At 57.1% G+C, this 11569-nt stretch carries 9 protein-coding genes; 1 reads left to right on the top strand and 8 read right to left on the bottom strand.

What is annotated here, in order from left to right:
- The 4 genes from PG5_RS11220 to PG5_RS11200 all read right to left on the bottom strand — a co-directional run.
- Positions 1 to 2999, bottom strand: a 2999-nt coding sequence (locus PG5_RS11220) for a CheR family methyltransferase (protein ID WP_042955342.1), incomplete at its 3' end; no start/stop codon positions are given.
- Positions 3000 to 3097: 98 nt separating this feature from the next.
- Entirely contained in the window at positions 3098 to 5254 is a 2157-nt protein-coding gene (locus PG5_RS11215) for an amylo-alpha-1,6-glucosidase (protein WP_020797240.1), read from the bottom strand.
- Positions 5229 to 6308, bottom strand: a complete 1080-nt coding sequence (locus tag PG5_RS11210; protein WP_042955340.1) for a glycosyltransferase family 4 protein — start codon at positions 6306 to 6308, stop codon at positions 5229 to 5231. The genes PG5_RS11215 and PG5_RS11210 overlap by 26 nt, the downstream gene beginning before the upstream one ends.
- A gap of 687 nt (positions 6309 to 6995) precedes the next feature.
- Complete coding sequence (locus PG5_RS11200; protein ID WP_371106606.1) at positions 6996 to 8594, bottom strand: arylsulfatase; 1599 nt, start codon at positions 8592 to 8594, stop codon at positions 6996 to 6998.
- A gap of 472 nt (positions 8595 to 9066) precedes the next feature.
- Between PG5_RS11200 and PG5_RS11195 the strand changes: the two genes are divergently transcribed.
- Positions 9067 to 9840 (top strand): ParA family protein, encoded by a 774-nt coding sequence (locus PG5_RS11195; RefSeq protein WP_020797236.1) that lies wholly within the window; start codon positions 9067 to 9069, stop codon positions 9838 to 9840.
- Between the two features lie 226 nt (positions 9841 to 10066).
- Here the strand turns inward: PG5_RS11195 and PG5_RS11190 are convergent, their stop codons facing one another.
- The 4 genes from PG5_RS11190 to PG5_RS11175 form a co-directional block, all read right to left on the bottom strand.
- Positions 10067 to 10276: a hypothetical protein gene (locus PG5_RS11190; RefSeq protein ID WP_020797235.1), complete on the bottom strand. Its 210-nt coding sequence runs from the start codon at positions 10274 to 10276 to the stop codon at positions 10067 to 10069.
- Between the two features lie 214 nt (positions 10277 to 10490).
- A complete protein-coding gene (locus PG5_RS11185; protein WP_020797234.1) occupies positions 10491 to 10775 on the bottom strand; it encodes a hypothetical protein in 285 nt (94 codons plus the stop codon).
- 206 nt (positions 10776 to 10981) lie between these two features.
- On the bottom strand, positions 10982 to 11212 hold the full coding sequence (locus tag PG5_RS11180; RefSeq protein WP_008055683.1) for a hypothetical protein: 231 nt from the start codon (positions 11210 to 11212) through the stop codon (positions 10982 to 10984).
- 119 nt (positions 11213 to 11331) lie between these two features.
- Positions 11332 to 11553, bottom strand: a complete 222-nt coding sequence (locus PG5_RS11175) for a hypothetical protein (protein WP_020797233.1) — start codon at positions 11551 to 11553, stop codon at positions 11332 to 11334.
- Positions 11554 to 11569 lie beyond the last annotated feature (16 nt).

Raw genomic sequence — 11569 nt, 5'->3', positions numbered from 1 at the left:
AGTTGCTGGCTTTGTTGGTCATGCATGCGCTTGTGACCGGTGAGGTCGCGGGCAATCTTCACGTAGCCCTGCAGGTTCTCGCCCTTGAGCAGCGTGACTTCGCCGCTGCAATAGAAGCGGCTGCCGTCCTTGCGCAGGTGCCAGCGTTCGTCTTCGCCGCGGCCTTGCTCACGGGTCAGGCGTAGTTCGGTTTCCGGCACGCCCTCGGCGCGGTCCTCGGGAGTGAAGATCAGGTCATAGCAGGCGCCGAGCACTTCGTCCTTGGCGTAACCGAAAATCAGCTGCGCGCCGGTGTTCCAGTCGGTAATCACGCCATGCTCATCGAGAATGATGATCGCAAAATCGTGGGTGCTTTCGGCAACCAGGCGCATGCGCTCGTTATTCAAGCGCAACTCATCTTCCGCCGCGCGCCGCTTGGTGATGTCGATAAAGGTCAGCACCGTGCCGTCGATATGATCCTCGCTGGAACGATAGGGCAGCAATCGGGCGATGTACCAGCGTTGGTCGTTGCTGCTGACCTCGCGCTCGATCATGTTCAGCGAGCCAAAAACCGTCTCCGCATCCTCGACCATCTCCGGGTAATCGAGGCGGTGGGTGATGTCCAGCAACGAGCGCCCGGTATCGACCGGCAGCATGCTAAAGATGTCCGTGGCCCGGGGGGTGAACCAGCGGATGCGCATGTTGCGATCGACGAACACCGTGGCGATGTCGGTGGAGGTAATCAGGTTGGATAGGTAATCGTTGATCTTGTCGGTTTCTTCAACCTTGGTCTTGAGCTCGTAGTTGACGGTCAGCAGTTCCTCGTTGATCGACTGCAACTCTTCCTTGCTGGTTTCCAGCTCCTCGGTGGCCGAACGCAGCTCTTCGTTGATGGCCTGCATTTCTTCGTTGGACGCCTTGAGTTCTTCACTGGAGACTTCCGACTGTTCGATCGTCTCCTGCAAGTGCATCTTGGTGCGCTGCAGTTCATGCTCAAGGCTGGCCAGCAGTTGGTTGTCGCTCTCGTTCGAGGCAACATCCAACTGTACATTCGCAACGATTTCCTGCTCCTCGAGGATCACCAGCACGTACTCGCTGTCGGTCTCTTCATCCTTGTACGGGTGCGCGCTCAGATCCACCTGGTAATACCGCTGTTCGCGCTGGATACGGACCTTGTTCGAGGTGACGGCAGCGCCTGTTTGATAGACCTGATAGAGCATCGTGCGCAGCTCCAGTCGCAATTCTGGAAGCGCGAGTGCCAGCAAGCTGCGGGTCAGCTCTCCCGCCACATACCGCAGGAAGCGCCCGGCGCCTTCGCTCAGGTGCAGGATGTTGCCGTTGACGTCGACAATAATGCTCGGTGGTGCGGTCTTTTCCAGCGCGCGCAGATGGATATCGGCGAAGGAAATCTTGCGAGTCGTCTGGGTTTCAAGGGGGCGGGCGCTGATGGCGGTTCGCGCATAGCCATCGTGAGGCAGGGCCGGGGCGCGCCGAGGCATGGTCGCAGGACTCTTGGCGCGGAAGATGCGGTTGCGTTTGTCCACCGGGGTAAACAGGTCCGGGCAGCCATCGGCGAATTCGGATGCCCCCAAAAACAGGAAACCGCCCGGCCGCAAGGCAAAATGAAACATCTCGTAGAGGGTGCGTTGTACGTCGCGGTTCAGGTAAATCAACAGGTTCCGGCAGACAATCAGGTCGATCTGCGAGAACGGTGGGTCCTGTAACAGGCTGTGCTTGGCGAACAGCACCTTGTCACGGATCTCCTTGTGCACCCTGAAGTTCTGGCCCTCCTTGATGAAATGCTGACGCAGGCGCTGGGGAGGGACATCGGTGATGATCGCCCCGGGATAAAGGCCCCTGCGTCCAACGGCGATGGCGCGCTCATCGATGTCCGTGGCAAATACCTGCACTTTGGCCGCTGTAGCCTCTAGCGCCAATTGGTCACTGACCAGAATGGCCACGCTGTAGGCTTCCTCGCCGGTCGAACAACCGGCGGACCAGATGCGAATTTCCTCACGGTGCGGCTGGGAGTCGCGTAGCGATTTCACCAGGTTCGGCACCACTTCGCGTTCCAGCGCTTCGAAGGCTTCGCGGTCGCGGAAAAAGTTGGTCACGCCGATCAGCATATCGCCCAGCAGGGCGTTGTTTTCTTCCGGGTGCGTTTGCAGGTAGTCGTAGTAGGCGGCCAGGTTTGGCTGTGCGGTCACTTGCAAGCGTCGCTCTATCCGGCGCAGTACCGTGGCGCGCTTGTAGTGCTTGAAATCGTGGCCGGTATTGGTGCGCAAGTGCAGCAGGATGTCCTGCAAAATACGCTCGGTCTTCGCTGCATCTTGCTCCTCGGGAAGGGGCGTCTTGAGGCCTGGATCATTGGCGCCGGGCAGGGTGATGGTTTGTGCGTTGTGCCAAAGCTCCAGGAGCTTTTGTGGCATTTGCGCCACGGGCATCACCAGGTCAACCATCCGGGTGTCAATGGCCGCGCGCGGCATGCTGTCGAACTCAGCCTCTTCGGGCGTCTGGACCAGGGTGACGCCCCCTTGCTCCTTGATTCGCGACAGACCGACCGCGCCATCGGAGCCGGCGCCGGAAAGCACCACGCAAAAGGCGCGCTCCTTGTGCACATCCGCCAGGTCCCTGAAGAACAGATCGATAGCAATGTGGCTTCCCGCCGAGCGCTGTGCAGGAGCGACCGACAGGTAGCCGTCATTCATGATCAGGGCATGGGCCGGCGAAATGACGTAGACGCAGTTTTTCTCGATCGGGATCGTCTCGGTCACCTGGCGCACCGGCATTTTCGTCACGCCCTGAATGATCCGGTCGGCAATGCTTTCATGGTCTGGCGCCAAATGAAGAATGACCACGAAGGCCATGCCATTGTCATTGGGCATGTGTTCGAAGAACGATTTCACCGCGTTGAGGCCGCCAGCGGAGGCGCCAATCCCGACCACCGGAAATGCAAGGTTGCTGGGGGTCAGTTCCTTTCGTTGCGGAACATTGGGTGAGCGGCTGGGAGTAGTTCTCATAGGAGGCACCTTGATCTCCGGGGCAAGCTCTGCCTACAGCTGCCCAGGGTAAACCGCGATTCCGGTCCCTGGCGTGGATATCGGCGGATGACAGCGATTTACAATTTAACGTCGAGTCGAATCAAGCTTGGACCATCTTGTCGTTCTATGTAAACCGCAACGCGGTCGCCAATTCGTTGAAAGCCAAGATCGACGCTGTGTTCATTGATCTGGAGTGTCCGCACTTCCAGACGGTCAATACCAATGGGCAGTCGAGGTTGCCTGATGATCACTCGACAGTCAGCAGCGTCAATGCTGATCCCCAGGCATGCCTGCAAGAGCATGAAAATGGAGCCTGCTGCCCAGGCTTGAGGCAAACAGGCGACTGGATAGGCAACCGGTGCCTCACCCGGACCACGCTTGAACCCGCAGAACAGTTCCGGTAACCGCATCCCGAAAAACGTCGCGGCTTCGAACATCCCGCTGAGGACACGAACGACGCCCGTATACTCGCCATATCGGGCCATACCTGCTGCGCACAGGGCAACGTCATGCGGCCAAACCGAACCGTTGTGATAAGACATGGGGTTGAACCGCACGGCCCCGGTTTCAAGTGTTCGAACGCCCCAGCCGTTATTGAAGATGTTGGTCAGAAATTGCCGGGCAACCGTTTTTCCCCGTTCAGGCATGGGTAATCCGGTGAACAGCAGGTGACCTGCGTTCGAGGCTTTCACCTCGCAACGCTGGCCATTGCCATCGAGCGCCAGTGCGTAAAATTGCTGATCCTCCATCCAGAAGCATTTTTCAACCGCCCGGCGCAGGTTTTCTGCGATGCCTTGCCATCGAACCGCAGCTTGCTCATTGCCTCGTTGCCTGGCCAAGGTGCTCATGCTCAAGAATGCGCGCCAGGCGTAGCCTTGCACTTCTATCAATGCGATGGGCCCAACCGGGGTGCGGCCATTGCGATGAAAAATGGCGTCATGACTGTCTTTCCAGCCTTGATTGGCCAAGCCGGTGACTTCCCCTCGCTGGTAGCTGATAAAGCCTTCGGCATTCTTCGAGGCATTGGTCTCCATCCAGAGCGTGGCCAGTTCCAGTGCCGGCCAAAGCGCTTCAATGAACGCCCGATCGTTGGTGCGTTTTGCATAAGCGCCGGCCAGCATCACGAACAAGGGGGTCGTATCGACGCCTCCGTAATAACGGGCAAAGGGTAATTCGTTGAGTTTCGACATTTCACCCTGACGCGTCTCATGCATGATTTTTCCCGGCTCAGCATCGCTGAAGGTCGAAATCTCCGTGGCCTGATGAGCAGCCAGGTAGGCGAGCACACCTCGGGCAAGGCACGGGTTGAGCCAGAGTGATTGATAGGCTGTGATAATCGCATCGCGGCCAAAAGGTGTGGAGTACCAAGGAACGCCGGCATAGGGGTAGGGGCCGGAGGGAAGATCGGCAGTCAATAAGGCTAGGTCAGCCCGGGATTTGTTTATCCAACCCTGGAACAGCCGGCCGGAAGCCTTGATACGTGCACCTCGCTGCTCTTTCCTGCGCATGGCTCGGCAAGCTTGCGCGGCGGCGGACCGGTAACGCGTGCGGCCGGGACTGACAATGCTGGAGCCTACTTCAACATACAGCTCGCGGCGCTCGTGAGCGCCGATATCGATGTGGAAACTAGCACTGTCGCCGCTGATGTGTTCTGGCAATCGGGAAAAACTGATCGCCATGCAGCGTCGCTGATGGTCCAGTCCCTGGTAATGAAGCATCACGCCTTGTTCGAGCACTTCAGGCTTGGTCAGCGTGCCACGCAGTGGCCGTTTTTGACCACGAACTTCGAACATGTCGAGGAAGTCTCCACGGAACCGCAGTTCGATCGGTAGTTTGCCAGGTTGCTCGCTGTAGTTGAAAAAGCAGATGCGCTCGAACATTCGCTCTTCCCAAAGAAAGCGCTTGCGCTCGATATGGATGACGCCTTGCGGTGTGTCCTCTTCTCCCAGTACCGGTAGCGGGTGGTTGGTCAAATGTGAACGGAAGTACACGTTGTCGCGGCTGACCGCCGCCGAGAGCAGCGACGGACGCCGACCCGCCACGGTCAATTGATATTCGGATAACAAACGCGTGTCGTGGTAGAACATGCCCACGGCACCCCCGTCGATATCACCGAATGCATTGGCCACCAGGTACGTATTGTGATCGACCAGCACATACAAAGTATGCGCAACGGGTTCATTCGCACCGGGTTTTGGTTGCGGCTGTTCAGGACTGCTGGACGAGGTATTCATGGGCTATGTCCGGCACTACGTAATCAGACCTGTTGGTGAGTGTCCGGTAGAGGTCAACATAACGTTGCGCCATCACCTTGGCTGAAAAACGTCTGACGAATACGTCACGTATCACTTGTCGATCAAGTTCAAGTACCTGACGGGCAGCGAGCACTGCCTCCTGTTCGCTATTGATTATGAAGCCGGTTACACCATGATCAACCACTTCGGGGACAGAACCGCAGCGCCAGGCGATGACCGGCGTACCGCAGGCCATGGCCTCGATCATCACCAGGCCGAAGGGTTCGGGCCAATCAATGGGAAAGAGCAGCGCCCGGGCGTTGCCCAGGAATGCGGATTTGTCGGCATCGCCAATCTCGCCGATGAATTCGATGCCTGGTTGTGCCAATAAAGGGCGTATCTGCCGTTCGAAGTATTCGCGATCGGCGGCGTCGACCTTGGCGGCGATCTTCAAGGGCAACCCGGTAGCGCGCGCAATGCGGATAGCCCGGTCGGGACGCTTTTCCGGAGAAATACGCCCCAGGAAGGTGAGGTAGTCACCCGGTCTTGAATGGAACGTCAGACTGGACTGCGGTAAACCGTGATAAACGGTGTCGATCCAATTGGCGTTCGGTAATGGCTGGCGCTGATGTTGCGAGATTGAAACCAGGGGATAGTGAGACCATCGAGAATAGGCTCCCTCCAGATCCTTGATATCAAGGCGACCATGAATAGTGGTCAAGACCTTATGCGCCATGTCTTCGAAAAATGGAAAATGCAACAGGTCTATATGAAAGTGCAGCACATCGAACGCTGCCGCTCGATGTCGCAACTCATACAGCAAACTCAAGTGACTCGCGAACTCGGACTTCAACGGACTACTGTCGAGCCGTAACGCTTGATCCCGGGCTGCAACCAAGTTTGCACAAGTGCGCGATCCCTCGGCGGCGAAAAGGGTGACGTCATGTCCCAGTCCGACTAAAGCATCCGTTAGATGAGCTACAACTCTTTCGGTTCCTCCATAGAGATAAGGGGGCACGGATTCATACAGCGGGGCTATTTGGGCGATTTTCATTGCCGCGATCTCTAAGTAATCAGCGTTGTTTATGGCAAAGACCTGCCGTCAAGTTTTTCGACCTGACCGTAAAGACATTGGATTGATTGCCACGACAAGCGGTTAACTCATAGAGGAAAGCTAAATGTGCAGCGACAGTGATATTGCAAATATATAGTTTTGGGAATGATTTTCGTGGAGGAAATCGTCCGACAAGTGGCGGGTTTCAGGAAGTTGACGCTGTAGATTTGTCGTACTAAATATTTCGTATTGCGTTGGTTTTCATCGAAATTCAACAAAGAGGGAGGCCACGAAGATGATGCGCAGAGGTTCCACGTATTGGCTCTGGGCGGACTGCGAGTTGCATTGTCGATCCCACGACGAAGTGCAAAATGATGGCACTCTCATTGATGTTCAAACAAGAGTTTCCAGAAAGGGTAGAACGCAGCTATTCATCGGTGTCTACGACAAAAACGGCTCGCCCTTATTTGAAGAGGCCCACGACTATTTGCCCCACGATACGATGACCACGGCACTGGCATGGGGGGTATCTCGTGCGCGGGAGATTGCCTCCGGAAACCTGGTAATGAATGCTCAGAGTGACAAAAACTACCTCGCTGCCAGCGATTCTCAACGAACATCCGCGGGTTGAATCCGCCGTCGAAGGCCAGCGCCGCGCCGATCAAGCGCAGGCGCTGGCTGCTTGCGCTAGTTGGGCATTGGAATAGTGATGCCTTCTTTCTCCAGATCTTCGCGTACCGATTGGAACTTCTGGTACTTGGACAGTTCGATCGGGCCGTCATAGCTCATGCTTTGCAGTTTGCGAGGAGGGTACTGAACGTAGGTTTTCATCAGCTGGGTGATTGCCATGCTGATAGGCACCATTGTCCAGGTGCGCTCGGTGTAGTTGTTCATGAAAATGTCATAGCGTTCCTGCGGATCCTGCAGCAAGTCGAACACCTGCGGTACGGTCGCTACATACTTGGACGGGCCTTTCCAGCCTTGGTTGCTGTCGACGGCCAGGCCACCGGTCACGGCGCCGTTGTCGCCACGCAGGTTGAACACCGCCTTGTAATTGCCGACACGGGCAGCGCCCGGGGAGAGTTCGTTCTCGGTGAAGTAGAACCACTCCTTGCGCGGATCAGGGCCGGTGCCGAGCAACACAGGTGTCATGTCATAGCTGTCGAAGATGATCGGTTTGCCTTCGCGATCCTTGTCCGGCAGCTTGATCCCGGCAAACGAGGCGAACGTCGCCATCAAGTCCAGTCCGCCGATGATGTCGTGGTTTTTTGCGTCCGGCTTGATCTTGCCGGGCCAGGACATGATCGCCGGCACCCGGTTGCCTCCTTCACGCACGGTGCCTTTGGTGCCACGGAAGGGCGTGTAGCCAGCGTCCGGATAAACGTCCTGCCAGGCGCCGTTGTCGGTGGTGTAGACCACCAGGGTGTTCTTATCCAGGCCCAGCGCCTTGAGCTTGTCGAGGATGCGGCCAATGTGGGTATCGAGCTCAACCACGGAGTCGGCGTACTTGGTCTTGGAGATCGACTTGTGGACGAACTCCGGCGCTGGCAGGTTGGGCTGGTGAACCTTCATGAAGTTGACGTTGATAAAGAACGGCTTGCCGGATTTGGCCGCGGTGTCGAGAAACTCCAGCGCCGCCTTTTCCACATAGTTGTCGAAGAACGGAATGCCCACGACACCGGGCTTGCCATCCACTACCGGGGTGTCGACGTACTGGCCGTTGATCTTGAACTCTTCAACGGCTTTTTCACCGGCCTTGCCCGACAACGCGCCCTGGGTCACCTTGGCGAACATGGCACGGGTTTCTTCATCCATGTCCGGGAACCAGGTAGGGTCGGCATAGGTGTAGGCGTTGAGGTGATAGAGGCCAACGTACTTCATCACGTCGTAGCCCTGCGCATTGGGCAGTGCGTAATCGGCCTCGCCCAGGTGCCACTTGCCGGTGAAGTAAGTCTCATAGCCGCCGGTTTTCAGCACCGACGCCAATGTCCATTCAGCCGCCGGCAAACCGCCGCCCTGGCCCTGGAACGCCACCGTGGTCATGCCGCTGCGGTTGGGGATGCGCCCGGTCTGCATCGCGGCGCGGCCTGGGGTGCAGCTTGGTTGGGCATAGAAGGAGTAGAAGGTGGTGCCCTCTGCCGCGAGCCGGTCGATGCTCGGCGTTGGCATCCCTCGACCTACGCCGCCGCCGTAGGGGCCCAGGTCACCGTAGCCAGTGTCGTCGGAGACGATGAACAGGATATTGGGTTTTTCGGTTTGTGCGGCTTGGGCAAAGTTGATTGCCATCAACAATAAACAGGCGAGGTAAAACCTGGGGCGGTGCGCGAACTCGTTCATAAGGTTTCCTTTCTCAAGTTCCGATACTCGTTGCGGGCCGCTCAAGCATTGAGCGCAAAACAACAAGCATGATCGTTAGTAACCCCCCCCCAACGTTTAGCCTGGACAGTTCAAGGAAGCCATCAAACAACGCGATGACATTTCCATTCACTGCTCAAGGCTGTCGTGCAAGATTAGTTCGACAATTCGCGCACTGCGTGGTCGTAGATCGTGGATTAGATGTCGTTCGTCGATTATTTGTACTTCAACCATCGACGTTCCTTTATTGAACAGGTCATGAAGGCCTCTCACTCCATCGCTCTAATCCGGGCCTTGTGCCGCCACTGTCGCAAAACTGTAATGTTCCGGTCATACAATTGACACGGCTTCTTACATTTACCGTCAGTTGGCCTCTGGCCTTTTTCATGGATGAGCAAGTCACATGCGTCGTGTCGTATTCAATCAGAAAGGCGGGGTTGGGAAATCCAGCATTGCCTGCAACCTCGCCGCCGTGAGTGCTGCCGAAGGCTACCGAACGCTGCTGGTTGATCTCGATCCCCAGGCCAATTCAACTCACTACCTCACCGGCCTGGTGAATGAGGATATTCCTGCGGGCATCGCCGATTTTTTCAAGCAGACCTTGTCCGGCGGTTTCGAAGGCAGGAAGCATCGCGTGAATATCACCCGCACGCCTTACGCCAACCTCGACCTGGTGACCGCCAGCCCTGAGCTGTCCGACCTGCAGTCAAAGCTGCAGAGCAAGTTCAAGGTCAACAAGCTGCGCAAGCTGCTGGTGGAACTGTCCGAGGACTACGAGCGCATTTATATCGATACACCGCCGTCATTGAATTTCTACACTTTCAGCGCCTTGGTGGCGGCGGACAGGTTGCTGATTCCCTTCGATTGCGACAGGTTTTCTCGTCTGGCGCTGTATCGCGTCATCGCGCAAGTAGAAGAGTTACGACTTGATCACAATGAGTCGCTGACGGTGGAAGGGGTGGTGGTCAATCAGTTCTCGGGGCAGACCGGGTTGCACCAGCATCTGGTGGATGAGCTGTTGGCCGAAGGGATACCGATGCTGCCGGTTTACCTGAGTCGCTCTGTGAAGATGCGCGAGTCTCACCAAGTGTCGGTTCCCCTGGTTCATCTGGCTCCGCGCCATAAGCTTTCGCTGGAGTTTGCCGATTTGCTGGATGCCCTGGAGCGAGCGGCTTAGGTGCAAATTTGGATTGGGGGGATATCCATTCCTGCGGTAACGGCGATTTGTGGTTTCTATTTATATAGCGAGTGAGCCTGTGGGAGCGAGCCTGCTCGAGAAGAACGTCCTGACAACGTATTCATCCAGACAGGGCGCGTTATCGTTGACGTCCATCGCGAGCAGGCTCGCTCCTACAGGGGATTGGGGGGCTCTGCAAAAGCCTGGTCGGGTGTCAGGCCGCTCGTTATTGCTGTTTATCCTCAGTGTTCAGATCCGCTTTGCGCCGATCGCTGCCGTTCGGGTTGCCGACGTCGATCAGCCTTCTTTCCAGCAAAATGTTTTGCAGCGCCTCGCGGTCTGACGGGGACATTTGGTGTTCCCGCTCCTTGAGTTCAAGCAGGATCGGGCTGGACCACTGGCGATAGATTTGCTCGGCATTACGAGTGGATGACATCGCTTCCTCCTTGGGGTGATTTCTGCCAATCAACACGCCTTGGTTCTATACGCAAAATGACCCTAGCCGAGGAAGGCCATTGTCGCCAATGCCTCACATCGGACGGGTTAGGGCACCTGCTGCAGCGGTGCGTCGGACGTCGCTGCGAAATACCCGGGGGGGATGCATCGATGATCAGGAACGGGCCGATCAGATCGACCCGATCCTCGTGCCTCTAGACAAAGCCTTGCCCATGAAAGCCCCGTGGCAGCCGTTGCAGTCCTGCCATGGCGGTCAGCCGCTCGGTCCAGGCCTGGCGCCAGTCATTGACCACGTGAGCGATTTTTGCCTTGCGTGCGGCGCGGCGTGCAGCGTTGCGCTCGGTTTTGCGCGCCTCTTTGTAAGCGTCGGTGTTGCGACAGCTTCTGCATTTCACCCGATTCAGTTCCCGGGTGGAGGTGAGGTTGCTGCCCTTGTGACCGCAGGCGAGGTGCCCGCTGACTTTGAAGTGGGTGACCATCAGAACGTCTCCTTCGTAACGAAGTAATCGTTAGACAACCCTGTTCTAGTGATGTTCGCGGTTGAAAGGCGCAAAAAAATCCCAGCACCTGGCTGGGTTGGAGGACAGGAATCAGACAGGCACTCACACGCACGCGCGGTGACGTAGCGTCGCCGATCATGCGTCCTGCGTCAGGTCCTGCCTGCGCATCGGTATCCAGATCAGGATCATCTGAACCGTGGCAGCGGTGGGTCGACTGGCTTGAGCGACGACAGTGTGTTGCGGATCAGGGGTGTATCCTTTTCGATGTCGTTCAAACGATCACGGATTCTGAGCGCAGTCGGGTGTCCGCCTTGATGATCGACCCAGTCGGCGATTTCCTTGCACGCGGCAGCCAGGCGAACCTGACGGGAGTCGAGCAGGGTGAGCAGGGTGGTGATGGACTCTTTTTCGGACATGGGGAACACCTCCGTTTAAGAACCTGAAGATTGGCAGTAAAAAGCCCGCCGCAAGCGAGCTTTGTACCGATGGGCGCTGATCCTTCAGCACTTTGTCAGTATAGACCCGCGAATGTTTGTCAGCCTTGCCGGACCATCACTTGTGACCGGGCGTTGAGCTGTCGGCATACCCGCTGGGCATCGTATTCATGATCGTAGCCGTCACCGATGAAACCGTTGGTGCGGGTATCGGCGATGCGGTACCAGACGGCGGCTTCAGCGGGTTGATGCGTGGTTTCTCCAGCCCGGCGTCCATGAATGATGATCTTGTTGCAGCGCTTGACGACGAAAATGTCTTCCATGGCTTCACCGCAGCTG

The sequence above is a fragment of the Pseudomonas sp. G5(2012) genome, from assembly GCF_000408945.1.
Taxonomy (GTDB): domain Bacteria; phylum Pseudomonadota; class Gammaproteobacteria; order Pseudomonadales; family Pseudomonadaceae; genus Aquipseudomonas; species Aquipseudomonas umsongensis.
This window is presented reverse-complemented; position numbering and strand designations above follow the sequence as displayed.